Origin of the sequence: Bartonella sp. CL25QHWL, from assembly GCF_042195335.1 — a bacterium.
In the GTDB taxonomy this organism is placed as follows: Bacteria; Pseudomonadota; Alphaproteobacteria; order Rhizobiales; family Rhizobiaceae; genus Bartonella.
The window spans coordinates 184,798-201,723 of sequence record NZ_JBHIOE010000001.1; the positions used below are offsets into that span (position 1 = coordinate 184,798).

The 16,926-nt window shown below is 37.3% G+C and carries 10 protein-coding genes; 3 read left to right on the forward strand and 7 right to left on the reverse strand.

Annotated elements, in window-relative coordinates; translation table 11 throughout:
* Positions 1-22: 22 nt before the first annotated feature.
* A complete protein-coding gene (gene tsaE, locus ACFILY_RS00615) occupies positions 23-508 on the forward strand; it encodes a tRNA (adenosine(37)-N6)-threonylcarbamoyltransferase complex ATPase subunit type 1 TsaE (RefSeq protein ID WP_375637249.1) in 486 nt (161 codons plus the stop codon).
* A 666-nt stretch (positions 509-1,174) separates the two neighbouring features.
* On the opposite strand, the gene trxA is transcribed toward tsaE, so the two are convergent.
* The 3 genes from trxA to addB all read right to left on the reverse strand — a co-directional run bounded on the left by trxA (position 1,175) and on the right by addB (position 8,274).
* Entirely contained in the window at positions 1,175-1,498 is a 324-nt protein-coding gene (gene trxA, locus ACFILY_RS00620) for a thioredoxin (protein ID WP_273790200.1), read from the reverse strand.
* A gap of 177 nt (positions 1,499-1,675) precedes the next feature.
* Positions 1,676-5,152, reverse strand: a complete 3,477-nt coding sequence (gene addA, locus ACFILY_RS00625; protein ID WP_375637252.1) for a double-strand break repair helicase AddA — start codon at positions 5,150-5,152, stop codon at positions 1,676-1,678.
* Between the two features lie 2 nt (positions 5,153-5,154).
* On the reverse strand, positions 5,155-8,274 hold the full coding sequence (gene addB, locus ACFILY_RS00630; RefSeq protein ID WP_375637254.1) for a double-strand break repair protein AddB: 3,120 nt from the start codon (positions 8,272-8,274) through the stop codon (positions 5,155-5,157).
* A 318-nt stretch (positions 8,275-8,592) separates the two neighbouring features.
* Between addB and ACFILY_RS00635 the strand changes: the two genes are divergently transcribed.
* Positions 8,593-8,745: a hypothetical protein gene (locus ACFILY_RS00635; RefSeq protein WP_375637353.1), complete on the forward strand. Its 153-nt coding sequence runs from the start codon at positions 8,593-8,595 to the stop codon at positions 8,743-8,745.
* Between the two features lie 510 nt (positions 8,746-9,255).
* Here the strand turns inward: ACFILY_RS00635 and ACFILY_RS00640 are convergent.
* From ACFILY_RS00640 to ACFILY_RS00650, 3 genes are all read right to left on the reverse strand, one after another.
* The gene (locus tag ACFILY_RS00640) at positions 9,256-10,830 is read right to left on the reverse strand and encodes a peptide chain release factor 3 (RefSeq protein WP_375637256.1); all 1,575 of its coding nucleotides are present in this window, start codon (positions 10,828-10,830) and stop codon (positions 9,256-9,258) included.
* Positions 10,830-12,491 (reverse strand): lysine--tRNA ligase, encoded by a 1,662-nt coding sequence (locus ACFILY_RS00645; RefSeq protein ID WP_273790196.1) that lies wholly within the window; start codon positions 12,489-12,491, stop codon positions 10,830-10,832. Before ACFILY_RS00645 ends, ACFILY_RS00640 begins: the two co-directional genes overlap by 1 nt.
* Before the next feature lie 373 nt (positions 12,492-12,864).
* Complete coding sequence (locus ACFILY_RS00650; protein ID WP_375630607.1) at positions 12,865-14,100, reverse strand: argininosuccinate synthase; 1,236 nt, start codon at positions 14,098-14,100, stop codon at positions 12,865-12,867.
* A 171-nt stretch (positions 14,101-14,271) separates the two neighbouring features.
* Here ACFILY_RS00650 and ACFILY_RS00655 point away from each other — a divergent pair, with 171 nt between their 5' ends.
* Positions 14,272-14,913 carry a LysE family translocator gene (locus ACFILY_RS00655; protein ID WP_375630609.1) on the forward strand — a complete coding sequence of 214 codons (642 nt, stop codon included), beginning with the start codon at positions 14,272-14,274 and terminating at the stop codon, positions 14,911-14,913.
* Positions 14,914-15,692: 779 nt separating this feature from the next.
* Here ACFILY_RS00655 and rlmN read toward each other — a convergent pair.
* On the reverse strand, positions 15,693-16,919 hold the full coding sequence (rlmN, locus tag ACFILY_RS00660; protein WP_375637258.1) for a 23S rRNA (adenine(2503)-C(2))-methyltransferase RlmN: 1,227 nt from the start codon (positions 16,917-16,919) through the stop codon (positions 15,693-15,695).
* Positions 16,920-16,926: the final 7 nt, after the last annotated feature.

The window sequence follows — 16,926 nt, forward strand, 5'->3', positions numbered from 1 at the left end:
CATCCATTTCATGGAACTTTTAATGAATTTTAGTTTTTTTCTTGAAAATGAAGAGGCAACAAAGCTTTTTGCACAAAATTTAGCTCTTTCTTTAAAGCCAGGAGATCTTGTAACGCTGCAAGGGGATCTTGGAACTGGAAAGTCAACCATTGCACGTACAATCATCCAAACACTTGCAAACGATAACACTATGGATGTTCCAAGCCCTACTTTTACTCTTGTGCAAAGCTATCAACTTCCAAAGTTTGAAATTATTCATGCTGATCTTTATCGCCTTTCTATGGCAGAAGAAATTGATGAATTAGGGCTTCATGAAGCTCGTGAGAAAAATATTTTACTTGTTGAATGGCCAGAAAGAAATACAGCTCTTTTAGAGCTTGCCACTTTTGCACTCACCTTACACTATAAAGAACATGGGCGTCATGTAACAGTTAAATCAGCACAACATTCCATTGAGTGTTTGCAACAGTCTTTACAATTCGTACATTTAAAAAAAACATCGACATGAACATCATCATTTTAATTTATAATACCTCAGTACGTACCTATGAAATTTGAGATGATGAACAACATAAATAAGGCTTCATGGAGGCACCGACCATGGAAGATGAAACGAAGTGCTGACTCTTTCATATAACAATGACATAAATTGCAAAGGACAGCCGTTAATTTATAGGAATTCATCAATTTATTTTAGAGAATCTGATACCTACAATTTTGATTCTAGAGAATAGTATAAGAGAATTTTAAATTGAAGTGGTAACCCTTTAGAAGAGCATTCTATAACCTGTAGTGAATTGCTTGTTTCTTTCTGCTTAAAAATTGTGAGCTTCAGAAAAGTAATTTGCAAAGTTTTTGCTTAAAATCTCCTTTTATGTGTTGAAAGCACTATCTATCTCAATAGTCTTATCTAAGAAAAAATACCTTTATGAAATTATCATTCACCCAATATTTTTTAACACGCATATAAGGAAAGAATTGCCTATATTCTTCATACAAAGCAATTTTTTATAAAAATGGTCAATTGAATCATGCATAAAAGCACGAATTCTTAAATTCATTTAAAATTTTGATTTTTATTGTCTTTTCATTATAATATAATGCAAAAAAGAATATTTTAAAAAGTCAAAAGGAGAGACAAAACTTCTCTCCTTTATAGTGATTATATGTGGAATTAACTAAGCCCATCTTTTATCCATTCAGAAAGACGTCCTTTAGAGGTAGCGCCAACCATATTCGATGAAATATTTCCATTTTTAAACATTAATAATGTAGGGATAGAACGTACTCCGTATTGGGTAGCCAGTTCCGGATTTTCATCAATATTTACCTTAGCAATTTTAACTTGATTTTGCATTTCTATTGAAATCTCATCCAACATTGGAGCAATCACTTTGCAAGGGCCACACCATTCTGCCCAAAAATCAACCACAACAGGGGTGGAAGAGGTTAGAACTTCACTTTCGAAATTGTCCTTATCAACTTTTATACACGTCATTGATTTATCCTTTATATTCACTTTTTATAGATTGGTATAATAACAATTCATATCAAGTTATTGCAAAGATAAATTATTAAAGGACTTTTTTACACTAGAGATTGTGCATTGTGTTTGTTTGGGCGATTTTATGAAAGTAAATAAAGTGTAAAGATGATTTGCAAGGAAAAGAGTAGCTTATAAAGCAACTTCACTAAGAAATGCCTCAAGTTTTTCTGGAGGAAGTTTAAAAATTTTGGCTTCTTTACTGTAGATAAGCAGAGCCTGGATATCTTTATCGGGATGAATAGCTTGCAACAATTTTCGGTAAAGAGCCATTTGCAACCAGTGATGGGAAGCAATAGCAGCTTCATTTTCTGGTGGGGTTCCTGTTTTAAAATCGGCAAAGATAATGCTGTTTTGCGTGATGTAAAGACGGTCAATTTGACCAGAAATTGCTTGTTCTTTTCCACGAATTTTCACAATACCCATTAAGGAGACCTCAGCACGTGAATGCTCAGAGAAAAGGGGCTTGAGGTAAACATGATCTAATATTTTCCAAACATGGCGAAGAGCATCTTCTCTTTGGCTTTCATCCCAATGAGAGGCTTTGATATTGAGATAGTTTCGAGCATAATCTCGACGTTTTTGTGGGGGACAATCGGGTAAGTATTGTAACAATCGGTGAACGAGATTACCATATTCAATGGAAAAAGCCCTGTTGGTATTTTTTTCTCCCAAAACAGGCGAGACGCTATGATATTTTGAATTAGAAGAAATATCGGTATCAGCCTCAATGGAAAGACTAGCAACAGAGGGTCTCAACGGTTTTGGTAGCACTGGTTCTTCTGGTATTTTATGGGAGAAAAAAGCAGGTAAAGGTGGTAAGGTTTGGCATTCAGCACAAGGGACTTTTGAGTTTATAGAAGCAGAAGAAGCAGGTGTAATGCAATAACGCAAAGCTGCAATATCTTCCGAAGAATCTTTTATAGCAAGGGCATGCGGTTCGAGGGCTTTTTTTACGAGTTGTAACCATGTATGAGATGGCGTTTTCGGGCCTTTATATCCACAAATAAACAAGCGATCTTCAGCACGTGTCATTCCTACATAAAGAAGACGCCTATATTCTTCTTCTGCACGCTCTTTTAAATATGAAATTGCTTGTTTAGAGAGTTTTGTATCAAACTTTTCATTGGGATGCCAAATAAAGGCTTGTTTTCCATTCCATTGTGCATTGTTTAAAGGAACTTTAAGCAAGTGAGGCGCATGCTGAGGATGCCAAATCGCACTACCTGGATCGACTAAAAACACAACAGCAGCCTCTAGTCCTTTTGCAGCATGAACAGTCATAATGCGAATTTCTTCATTACTTTGTTCAAATTCACGTTTAATTTCTGGTTCGCTTGCACTTAATGTTTCTAAAAAAGCTTGTAATCCTGGTAATCCTGTTTTTTGAATAGTGAGCGTATAATCCATAAAAGCATCGAGCACATCATTTGCTTCAGATCCTAAACGAGACAGAATTTTTTGTCTTCCCTTATCATTATTCAAAATATGGCTATAAAACTCGAAAACCGGTATTTTATCCACTAAAGCGCGATAATGGTTTAGCTTTTCAAAAGCATCTTTAAAAGATGCCTGCGATGATGCGTGCGTAAATAAGCTTTGCCAAAGAGAGCCGGTGCGGTGTGCTGCAAGCTGATAGAGTTCCTCTTCACTAAGAGCAAAAAGTGGGCTTTTTAAAACACAAGCAAGAGAAAGATCATCTTGTGGCTGTAAAACAAAACGTGCAAGCGCCATTAAATCACGGATACTAATATGTTTGGTAAGCTGTAAACGATCAGCTCCTGCTACGGGAATATTACGGTGTTTAAGAGCACGGGAAAGAGCTGAGACAAATTGATCACGTTTACGGACCAAGATCATAATATCACTTGCACGTATTAAGCGTCCTTTTGCTGGAAGCATTTCGCCTTTTTGTAACCAGTCGGCAATCGTTTCAGCAATTTTTTCTGCTAAACGCACTTCAGGTGTATCTAAATGATTAACAGTTGCATGCCAATCTTGAGGAAAGTCACTCGTTTCTTTGGAAATGGCATCCCATATAACAACTTCACCGGGACTGTGAACACGAATAGCTTCATGCACCGTTTTTGTATTTTCTGCCGAAAGTCCTTTATAGTTTTCTGGTGTTTCAAAAACAAGATCAACACTTTTAAGAACATCTGCTGTAGAGCGAAAAGAATAATGCAGTTGTATTTTTTCAAATTGCTGATTTGTTTGCTGCACTTTTTTTTGAATAATTCGTCCATTTGCAGCAAAATTTTCTGGAGCAGCGCCTTGAAAAGAATAAATAGATTGCTTTTCATCTCCAACAGCAAAAAGAGTGCGTATGTTTGTTCGTTGGCTATACCCTGAAAAAAATTCCTGTGCCAACAGTTGAATAATTTGCCATTGCTCAGGGTTGGTGTCTTGTGCTTCATCAAGTAGAATATGATCAAGTCCCTGATCAAGTTTATAGTGCACCCATTGGCTTGCACCTTTGCGCTGTAACAAATGAAGTGTACGCTCAATAAGATCATCAAAGTCTAAGAAGCCATTGGACTTTTTTAGATTCTTATAAATTTTGAGATAAATAGCACAAAGCTGAAAAGCAGCCATATTGAGAGTGGCAACCTTTGCGCATTGATATTTTTCTAAAAGAACAGAAAGCTTGTTTTGTTTATCTTCAAGCATTTGTTGAATAAAAGGCCAAATTTCGTCTGATTTTTTACGAGATAAATTTGAAAAATTACGCGGCTCACCTTTGATTGTAAAATAAATATCAGAAATAATATTGAGAATATTTTTCTCATCATGCACCTTTTCTAATTGGGAAAGTTTTTCCACCATATCCTTAAAGCTTTGACTACCATTGATTTCACAATGCTTAAGAGCATAAAGAGGAAGGCGCGCTGTTTGTTTAATTTGTTCCAGCAGATATTGATTTGTTTCATTGGGCGCTAAGTTAAAAAGCGCGCGCAATTTTTCTTCTCCATTTTCAGATAAAAGAGAAGATAAAAAATCAGACAATTTATGTTGCTTTTCAACTGCTTCATAGAGCAATTGGTTAAAAGTATGTTCGCTAATAACTTGAAGTAACTGTTGCAAAGCAGGTTGTACATCACGACGGGCTAAAAGTTGACGACGGGATTCTTGTCGTAATTTTTTTCGACCGATATCATCGGGAAGTTCAAAATGCCCTGCAATATTGGCTTCTAACATAAATTGATGTAAGAGAGCTTCACAAAAAGCATGAATCGTTTGAATTTTTAAGCCACTAGGCGTTTCGAGAGCACGCGCGAAGAGTTGTCGTGCATAAGTTAGTTTTTGCGCATTAACAGGCTTTTTTTCAAACCGTGTTAAGGTTTCTTGCAGCTGTGCATCATCGAGCTCATTCCAACTGGAAAGCGTGCGAAAAATTCGTGATTGCATAACAGCAGCAGCAGCTCTTGTATAAGTAAGGCATAAAATACGTGCTGGAGGCGTACCGTTTAAAAGCAAACGGATAACACGTTCACTTAAAACGTGGGTTTTTCCAGATCCAGCATTTGCAGAAACCCACACGTTTTTTTGGGGATGTGTTGCTGTTGCTTGTGCATCAAGAGCGGCTTCAGGAATAGAAAAAAACGTCATGATTACTCTTCTTTATGAAAACCACTTGACCATTCCCACAACCGAGCCAAATGGTCGTAGTCACCTTCATATCGTTTTGACATAGGGACAGCATGTGAGAGATAACCTTGTTGTGGATTTTGATAATAAGTTATGAGTGCGATAAGATTTTCCCATGCATTGTCAGCAAGATCAACAGCACTTAGATGAGTTTTTCCGTCTTTTTTCTTTAAAAGAATTGATTGGGATTTAATTTCACCTTTTTTGTTAAGAGGAATGTAAAATAAATTTGAGGGGGTAAAATCTTGAAAATCTGGGAAGCCCCCTTGTATGAGTAAAGCTGTTTCTAACGCCAATTGCGGAAATAATAATTCACGAACTTGTTTTGATGAAGGAGGGGTTCCGGTTTTGAAATCTAGAATTTCAACCGTTTTATCTGGCAAAACATCAAGACGATCAGCACGTCCTGAAAGGGTTACTCCTGTTGTTCCTATAGAAATTTTTTGTGATACCACTTCCGAATATCGCTCTCGCAGTCCTAAACTTTGTTCCCATTGAATAAAGCGTGGAGCAAGGTTTTCAAAACTATTCCACCAAATTACTTCAATATCGGGTGGAAAATTGAATTTATCAAACTCTTTACGCCCAATAGCAAGCAGTACATTGAGTGCATTTGCAGCATTTGGATTTTTCATTTGTGTGCAAAAAGCTGCAAGAATAGCGTGATAAAGTGTTCCTCGTTCTGAAGCGCTAGGATCATGAATAAGTTCTTTAAGTGGTTTGAGCCTTAAGATTTTTTTAGCATAAATAGCATAGGGATCATATCGCAATGTTTCTATTTCAGTAACTGAAAAATGACGCGGGCGTATATCAAGAGGCGGAGCAGGGCAAGGACGTTCCACCTCAGAAGTTATGCTTGTATGATCAAGCATCTTTGCCCAATGGCGTAGTATTTCACCTCGTTCACGGATTTGTTCCCAAACCTGTTTTCCTACAACTGTTTCCATGCGTTGTAGCCAGCGTGAAGGAATGGAAGGCGTATGATTAACGCGCAATGCGCGACTCATCACCACTTTTTCCATTCCCATCGCCCATTGAAAATCATGCGCAGAAATACCAATACGCTGCTCTGGTGGTTCCAGAGTTAACATCATTTTCATCGGTCGCGATAAAAAAGCATCATTTCGGGTTGATATCGGCCATGACCCTTCATTAAGACCGCCGATGACCACTGTATCAACCGTTTGCAAACGCGATTCCAAAGTACCCCAGATGAATAAACGTGGATGTCCTCCAGGCGAAGGTGCGACGGAACGGGTTGCTATTATGGCAGAAAACATAGCGGGCCATTCACAAAGATGAAATGTTAATCCTGATTGATCACTGACCAATTCACGCAAAAAATTTGATAGGGCTTGTCCTGCTTCGTGTTGATAAAGATGTGCAAGAGAATTATCCTCATTGCGACCAAAATTTTCAAAAACCTCAACAGTTGCTATTGCAGCCTCATTGATGGTGCATTCTTTCTCTTGTTTCATAAGAGATGTTAAAGGTTCAACAGCTTTTTTCAAAAGATGACAAAGGAGACGTGCTTCTTCACATTTCTGCTGATCAAGGGTGTTGACTTCAGAACTATTATGAAAGGATGTATCAATCCATTTTTCGAGAAATTGATCACACTCGCAAAGATTGATGCGCCCTGTATTCCCTCGAAGAACAAAAAGTTCAAAATTTTCTGCCATTTCCCGTAAACGATGACGGTTTTGTTGGAGTGTTGTAAGGGGATGTTTAAGAAGAGAAAGAAAAGCAATGGGATCATCAGCTTGCAATACATTTTCTAAAATAAGTCGTAAGAGAGTTACAGGCAATGTTTGTGCAAGTGGTATTCCGCCTGAATCATTTGCTTCAATTCCAAATCGCTGTAATTCCACAGCAACACGGCGTGCTAAATTACGGTCATTTGTAATAAGGGCTGCAGTTTTTTTGGGTTCTTCAATAGCTTTGCGTAAGGTAACAGCTATCGCAAGAGCTTCTTCACGTTCATTTATAGCTTCAATAAATGACCAATCTGCACAAAGATTCTCATAATCATCACGGACAATTTGTACCCATTTGTCTGTTGTAGAAGCTGGTCGGAGTGCTTCTGATAAAAGAGCCATTCGTTTTTTCTTTATGCTACTCTGTTGGCCAATTTCGCAAACATGATGACGTTGACACTCCATGAGAGTTAGAAGTTTTTTTAAATGATATTGAGGATGGCTAAAAACATTTTCTGCAGGATCAAAAAAATCACAAGCTGTTTTTTCTTTATTGCTTGTGCTTAGTGCATTCCATTGTTCTTCATCCATATGAAGATCAAGACCAGGAAGAACAACAGCCCCTTTGGGCAGAGAAGATATAACCTTTAAAAGATGAGAAACTGCGGGCATAGAACCTGACACACCAGCTGCAATGATCGGTTTATCAGGCTGCATGCATCGTAAAGTCTCTGCATGCATTGTGAGTACTTGATTACGCCATTCAGCGGGATTACTTCGTTGTTTTTCTTTCAAGATTTTTGGCCAATTTTGCGTAACAATAGTCAAGAAATCGAGCGTTATTTGCCACCATTCAGCGACCATATCAGGTGCAATATTTTTAAGTTCTGACCAATCTGCTCCTTCTGCTTCAATTTCGTCCATCAAATGTGCTAAATCTTGCGCAAGCCAAATCGCATCAGCACTATGAGCCGGAATAAGTACATCTTCTGTACCAAACATGGCACGCAGATGCGCAGGCAAATTTTCACGCCATGGACGGATAAGGCGCGCTAAAAGTAAAAGACGTTCGCTTTCTCCAATAGGTGGATCTAGAGCACTGGTATGATTTTCAACAAAAAGAAAACTGTCTTCATCGACATCTCCTAGAGCACGAATGGTTGGCAAAAATGTTGATTGTGTATCACTTCTTTCAACAAAGGCTAAACGCAAAGCGCGAGCAGCACGACGTGTCGGAACATAAATAAGGCTATCGGCAAGGGCTGTTTGAATGTCTCCACTTGAAGCGAAATTATCAATAAGGCTACCAGAAAGTAGTGCATCAACAAAGTGAGGCAAAAAAGCAGTTCCCGGAGAAATAGAAAAGACATGCGGTTTATAGGTCATATGATCTCATATTTGGGATAACAAATTTCAGCTTATTGATTATTTGTATTATTTTGACTGTATACAATATTTATACAAGGAAAAACTGAAAAGCTATGTTTATAAAGCAGATTTTTTAGTTTAGATTTAAAAAATATCGAAATAAATTATATGTCTTAAGTCATCGCGAAAAAATATATAAAATTTTTCTGATATTTTTCAACGTAGAATTGGCTACAGTTTATTCTCTAACTCAAATAGGTAATATAAAAATAAATATTAAAGTTTTAAAAGGTTCTAGAGGTACCAGTGCGCTGTAACTCTTTTAATAATAAATAAATTTACCGTATTTTTTATACAGTTCAATCTAAAAATATCCTTTACATACTCCATCACTTTCAGAAAAAAATAGATATCATGATATTGCAAAACTTAAAAATCAGTTTCATAAATAATATTTTAGAATCCCATAAAAAGCTTGGAAAAAAATAATAATATTTCCACATTTCACAGCGAAAACAGATTACTTTGAGGGAGAGAGTTTTGCGAAATTTTATCGTGCAAGCCTCTATCTTGCTAGAATTACATCCCTTATGCAAAATAGAATGCCCAAAAATATCATTATGTTGCAATTTTATATGTTTGTTTTTAAAGGGACATTTTTCATTGTACTTGATCTTACCTCGTCATGTCATCCCGTAAATAATATAAATGAATAGTATAACGTAAACTTCCGTGAATGGGATAAGATACATCACACACCACCATCATTACATCATAACGCTATAACCACCATCATCATTTTTACCCTCACCCAATATTTTGAAAGCTCTTGGCTATAGAGAAGATCTATAAGAGGTATTGTATTTCTTGCTTCAAGTGTTTTACGCACACACCAATCCTACTTATGATTTTTAAACAAATGATTTTGATTGTTCCCATATAAAAAACGATAAATTATCATTATAAATCAAATTATTGTAGAAAATATTTTTCTTTATTTTAAGAGCGTACTTGATAATCTTTAAAAGCAGAAAATTTTATTTTAGGAGCTCTTTCTGCCTCATAATTCAATGAAAAATGGTTCTCCGCTAAAAAAACTGGATCACCTTCTAAATCATACGCAATAGCAGAGCGGTGATTGCTGAGAAACTTTTGCAACTCATCTTTGCTCTGCGCTGAAATCCAACGGCATAAATTAAAGCGCGCAGACTCAAAATTCACTGGCAAAGAATATTCTATTTTTAATCGTTCTTTTAAGACATCAATTTGCAAAGCACCAATAACACCAATGAGAGAAGGCGACCCATCATCAGGAATAAACAATTGTACAACCCCTTCTTCAGCCATTTGTTGCAAAGCTTCTTTGAGCTTTTTTGCTTTCATTGGATTGCCTAAACAAACACGACGCAAAATCTCTGGTGCAAAATTCGGTACTCCCTTAAAGAGGATATCTTCTCCTTCAGTCAAAGTATCGCCGATACGCAATGTTCCATGATTAGGGATCCCTACGATATCACCAGCATAGGCTTGATCAGCAATTTGGCGCGAACGCGCAAAGAAAAATTGTGGAGCCGAAAGTGTCATCGGTTTTCCTGTTCGAACCAACTTTGTTTTCATACCACGTTCAAGCGTTCCCGAACATACCCGAAAAAATGCAATACGATCACGATGATTAGGGTCCATATTCGCTTGAATTTTAAAAACAAATCCCGTCATTTTAGGTTCAGTTGCTATGACATTGCGCTGATCTGCACTTTGATCACGAGGACTTTGACCAAAATCTATAAGCGCATTGATCAAATCACGAACACCAAAATTTCGCAAAGCTGAACCAAAATAAACCGGTGTCATATGACCTTCACGGAAAGCTTGCAGATCAAAATTCTTGCAAACACTTTGAGCAAGTTCTACCCCTTCAATAAAAGTTGAACGTTGATATTCAGGGAGTAAATGGACAACCTCTCTGGGATTTGAAACTATCTGCTGTATTATCTCATCATCTTTTTGACGAAAACGATTATGATGAAGGTCATAGGTACCAACAAAATCTTTACCCGACCCAATTGGCCATGTTATAGGCGCGGTATCAAGAGCAAGCTTTTCTTCAATTTCATCTAAAAGCTCTATAGGATCACGTGCCTCACGATCCATTTTATTGATAAACGTAACAATAGGAATATCCCGCATCCGACACACTTCAAACAATTTTAATGTTCTAGGCTCAATCCCGCGGGCCCCATCCAATACCATGATAGCACTATCAACAGCTGTGAGAGTGCGATACGTATCATCCGCAAAGTCCTCATGTCCTGGGGTATCTAGGAGATTAAAAATATGATTTTCATATTCAAACGTCATCACCGAAGTCACAACGGAAATACCACGATCACGCTCAATATTCATCCAATCAGAACGGGTTTGAATACGATCTTTTTTGGCTTTTACTTCTCCTGCAAGTTGAATAGCACCACCAAACAATAAAAGCTTTTCTGTTAATGTTGTTTTCCCCGCATCTGGGTGAGCAATAATTGCAAATGTACGGCGTCGCTTTACTTCCTGCACTCTTCGTTCCATTATTCCTCCGTCGGCCGTGCAAGTGTTTCAGCAATCAGTGCACGCATTTCATTAATCCCATAAAGCGCTATAAATGATCCCCATCGTGGACCTCGCTCTTGTCCAAGAAGGACTTCATACAACATTTGAAAAAAAACATTAGAAACACCAGGCCCACCTTCAGGGCTTTTTTTGCTATGATCTTGATAACGTTCCGTTAATCGTGCAACATCAAGAAGCATATTTTGTAATATGTTGCCATCAACAGTTTCAGGTAAATGAGCTAATTTTTCATCAATTTGTGCTAATGTTTCTCGTTCGCTATCATCTGGTATACGAAATTTCTTGTTTGGTTTAACAAAAACATCAAAATATTTAATAGCAAACTTCACCAATTGATCAAGTTCTGGATAAGTTTGTGCATTTGCTCCTTTAGCGTAACGAGAAATAAAACCCCAAAGAACTTCTGCATTCTCCGCATTTGAAGCACTTACCAAATTTAAAAGCATCGCAAAGGATACAGGCAAATCAACCTGCGGTGGACAACCATTATGAATATGCCATACAGGATTACTAAGCCGTTCTTGCCATTTTTGACGACCATAAGCAGAAAGATGAGCATAATATTCATCTACAGCTTTAGGAATAACATCAAAATAAAGCCTTTTTGCTGTTTTAGGTTTTGAAAACATATAAAGCCCTAAACTCTCTGTTGGGGCATAAGTAAGCCATTCATCAATGGTTAAGCCATTTCCCTTGGATTTGGAAATTTTCTGCCCTTTCTCATCTAAAAAGAGCTCATAGTTGAATCCTTCTGGGGGCTTTCCACCTAATACTTTACAAATTTTAGAAGAAAGATTTGTGGAATCGATAAGGTCTTTTCCGGCCATTTCATAATCAATGCTAAGTGCTGTCCAACGCATTGCCCAATCTACCTTCCACTGACACTTAACTTTGCCCCCCGTAACCTCTGTTTCTATAGTTTCTCCTGTTTCTGGCTCAATATAAGTGACTGTACCTTTTTCAACATTACGCGCAATCATCGGTACCTGTAATACTTTTCCAGAAAAGGGAGAAATCGGTAGAAAGAGTGAATAGGTCGCTTGCCGTTCTTCACCTAATGTTGGTAAAATAATTGCCATAACCTTGTCATAACAGGCAAGGATTTTCAAAAGTGTTTCATCAAAACGACCAGAATTGTAATAATCCGTAGCACTTGCAAATTCATAATCAAAACCAAAACGATCAAGGAAAGCCCGTAACCGCGCATTATTCGCTGCCCCAAAAGAAGGATAATCATCTCCAAAAGGGTCGGGTACACGACTCAACGGTTGACCAAGATAATGTTCCATCCTTTCGCGATCAGGCACATTCTCAGGAACCTTGCGCAAACCATCCATATCATCAGAAAAACAAAGTAATTTTGTTTTTACTTTATTCTCCGTGAGAATATGAAATGCATGACGCACCATGGTTGTACGTGCAACTTCCCCAAAAGTTCCAATATGCGGTAAACCAGAAGGGCCATAACCTGTTTCAAATATCACATTGTCTGGATAACCCGTTTTTTCATACCGTTTGATAATCTTACGTGCTTCTTCAAATGGCCAAGTTCTCGATTGAGAAGCTGCATCTTTTAATTCAGGCGTAAGGTTGAGGGTATCACACTGATCACGCATCATTATTTATCCTAAAAATTACACTCTTTTAAAATAGGGTGTATGGTTCTTGAATTTATTCGTCAATAATAGCAAGCAAAAAGATGAAAATTTCTTTATACTCTTAAGTCACAATACAAAAACCGCCCTCGTTATAAACATGTTTTGTTCTGATAAAAATCAAAAACATTCAATATTATAAAGCAAAACTGACTTGTTTTGATTATTGAAGCCTTCATTGCTATTATTATCATGGGTTTTGCTTATTATATTTATTAGCGCAGAAGATAAGCTTCTAGTATTGAACGAAAGAACGGTAAAAACCAACAGAAAAATGCTTAAACTAGGCATTTCATACAAAAGCACTAATCCATATTACACTTGTCACCGTAATTTTCTATTTCTTTTCTTTATCACCTTGATGACGCATTGCTAATGTACGCAAACGTAGAGCATTTAATTTAATAAAACCAGTTGCATCTCTTTGATCATAAACACCTTGATCATCCTCGAAAGTTACCAACTCACTAGAATAAAGTGATTTTTTACTTTGGCGCCCTTCAATAATTACATTCCCCTTATAAAGCTTTAACGTGACTTCACCTTCAACATGTTCTTGAGATAAATCAATAGCTGCCTGCAACATCTTACGTTCCGGCGAAAACCAAAATCCATAATAAATGAGTTCTGCATAACGTGGCATCAATTCATCTTTCAAATGAGCTGCGCCACGATCTAACGTTAAAGATTCTATCGCTCTGTGAGCCGTCAAAAGAATGGTTCCACCTGGTGTTTCATAAATACCCCGCGATTTCATACCCACAAAGCGATTTTCTACCAAATCTAACCGACCAATACCATTATCGCGCCCATAATGATTTAATTCTGCAAGTAAAGTTGCAGGAGATAAATTTTTTCCATTGATTGAAACAGCATCGCCTTTTTTAAAGCCAAGAGTAATTCTGGTTGCTTGATCTGGAGCATCTTCCGGCGAAAGAGTACGCATATGGACATATTCAGGAGCAGGAAGTGCTGGATCTTCTAAAATCTTTCCTTCTGATGAAGAATGCAATAAATTTGCATCCACTGAAAAAGGCGCTTCGCCTTGCTTATCCTTTTCTACAGGAATTTGATGAATACGAGCAAATTCAAAGAGATCTGTCCGACTCTTAAAATCCCAATCACGCCATGGAGCAATAATCTTTATATCAGGATTAAGCGCATAAGCGGAAAGCTCAAAGCGTACCTGATCATTGCCTTTTCCTGTTGCTCCATGAGCAATCGCATCAGCCCCTGTTTCCTTAGCAATTTCAATAAGGCGTTTTGAAATAAGTGGACGTGCAATTGATGTTCCTAAAAGATAAGTCCCCTCATAAATGGTATTGGCTCGAAACATCGGAAAAACAAAATCACGCACAAATTCTTCACGCAAATCTTCAATATAAATTTCTTTAACACCTAGCATTTCAGCTTTACGACGAGCAAGTTCCAGCTCTTCCCCCTGCCCCAAATCTGCTGTAAAAGTTACAACTTCAACGCCTAGCGTACTTTGCAACCATTTAAGAATAATTGACGTATCCAATCCACCTGAATAAGCCAAAACAACTTTTCTAATATTTTGCCACTTTTTCATTTTAACGTTCTATATGAGCTACTTTTTTTATTTCTACCCAAAAATCAAAACGATACAAGAAATATAAAAATAAATTCTTTTTAAGCAACATTAAAAAGACGTAAAAAGCGTAAATAAAGGTGCCTCAAAGTATAAATAGTGAACACTGCTTAAAAATAAAAGGAGATTTACGTGTCATTTCTACCGGAGTGGTCTATTGTTGTACAATTTGCTTTAGCATCGTTGATTTTAGCACTTATTCCAGGACCAGATATGATGCTTTCTGTAGGACGAACCATTACACAAAGCAAAAAAGCTGGAATTATGTGCGCCTTGGGTAGTGCAACAGGGTTTGCCATTCAGGTTACCGCTGTAGCACTTGGCTTATCAGCGCTTATTTTTGCTGCACCACATACTTTTGTTCTTCTGAAAATTGTTGGCGCCTTTTATCTTTTATGGTTTTCCTTTCAAGCGTTACGGAGAAACCCCACTTTTTCCTTTGAACAGACATCTTCTAAATCTCAAAGCGCTAAACGTAACTATCTTGCTGGTATTGGAATTAATCTTCTCAATCCTAAAGTTATACTCTTTAACGCGACATTCTTACCACAATTTATCAATGCGAATGATCCTATGGCAACACAAAAATTGCTCTTTTTAGGACTCTCTTATATTCCTATTTCTTTCCCCATTACAATTGCAATCGTTTTTACAGCGCATAAACTTACCAAAACTCTCAAAAAGAACCCTCTTTATATTCGCTTTCTCGACTGGCTTATTGCTGGTACTTTTACCAGCTTTGCCCTCCATCTCCTTATCGTTACAAAACATTGATTTATATGTGTAATGTATCGCTTTTAATTTAAATAAAAAAACAAATATTATAAGATTTTTTCATTTCAAACCCGTTTATGTTGAATAAAATAATACCTTTCCTTTGTACATCACAAGCGAAGCTGGAGTTTTCGTATGGATAAAAACTGTCTAAGAAAAGAATAAAAATACCTCTTATGAACCATCTTAAGTGCCAAAAGCTGTTTACAACATTGGGAGCTAAAAAATAGAATGGTGGTATCAACTTACACCTTTATTAAACATAAAGGTGTAGGAGTATAGTACATTTCACAGAGCCTTTTTGTTATACTCTTCACAGGCATTGTCGTGATATAAAGAGTGCACTCAGAGATACCTAAAAAACATATCAATGGACAACACAATGGTATTTATATTTTAGATCCTCTGTTGTGCTTGTGAAGCGTGATCTTATTAAAGAACGTAATAAACAAAAGCATGAGGCAGTGCACCATCTCCACTTTTTAAAAGATATTACCGTAGATGCTTTTAAAAGACATAAAACCGAATTAAAGAGTATGATAATAAGGTAAAAATTAGTTACAATCCTTAAGACCTCATATTCCCTCTAAATTAGGCTTCCTTCTTATTTCAGAGATTATGCAAACAGACTATAGACAATATCTTACCCCATTTAGCATATAAAAGCTGAGACTGTTCGTCTAGCACTTATCTATCTTAATCTCTGTCTCACACATGCTATTATATGATGATTTACTGAAAAAAAGCATAGGCCTCGATATCGCTGAAAATTGCGTTAACTAATGACCAATGGCATTTTCAAGTCGTAACCGTTCAGATTTACGTAAGCGCTCTGAAGCTGATTTAAGCTGTCCACATGCAGCTAAAATATCGCGTCCACGCGGTATCCGAATAGGAGAAGCATAGCCCGCTTGATTAACGACATCAGCAAAACGCTCGATTTGCTCCCAATCAGAACACTGATAATTACTCCCTGGCCACGGATTAAAAGGGATTAAATTAATCTTAGCAGGAATCCCTTTCAATAACTGAATCAATCGCTTAGCATCATCTAAACTATCATTAATATCTTTCAGCATAACATATTCAAATGTGATTCGTTTTGCATTGGAAAGACCAAGATAATTACGGCAAGCCTCCATTAGTAAAGCAAGCGGATATTTTTTATTAATGGGAACAAGCATATCCCTTAGTGTATCGTGTACTGCGTGGAGTGAAATTGCTAACATAACACCAATTTCTTCTCCGGTTCGGATAATTCCAGGAACAACCCCACTAGTTGAAAGCGTAATTCGACGTTTTGATAAAGAAAGGCCATCGCCATCAGAGGCAATCAATAAAGCTTTTTTAACAGCTTCAAAATTATAAAGAGGTTCTCCCATTCCCATCATAACAATATTGGTAATTTTTCGTCCTTCAATGGGAACAATTGCTCCATCAGGGGTATTCTTATCAGGAAAATCACCCAAACAATCACGTGCAACTAATAGTTGTGCTAAAATCTCTTCTGCGGTCAGATTACGAACAAGCATCTGCGTTCCCGTATGGCAAAAAGAGCAGGTTAACGTACACCCTACTTGCGATGAAAGACATAAAGTACCACGTCCTTCTTCAGGGATATAAACCGTTTCAATTTCAACAGGTCTTCCAGCTCCACGTGCAGGAAAACGTAAAAGCCATTTACGTGTACCGTCTTTTGATATTTGTTCTCCAACAATTTCTGGACGCATAATGGAAAAATGACACTTAAGTGTTTCTTGCATTGCTTTAGAAATATTCAGCATCTCATCAAAATTTGAAACACCACGCACATAAAGCCAATGCCAAAGCTGACGCATACGCATACGCGTCTGATGCTCTGGTACACCAACTGTCTTTAAAGCTTGTATCATTTCATCTTGCGACAAACCAATTAAAGAGAGCTTAGAACTCTCCTTCACGACCACATTATCTGTTTTTCGTGCAAAACATGAACCAACTGGTCTAAGGTCATAGGAAATGGCCATTGCTTTC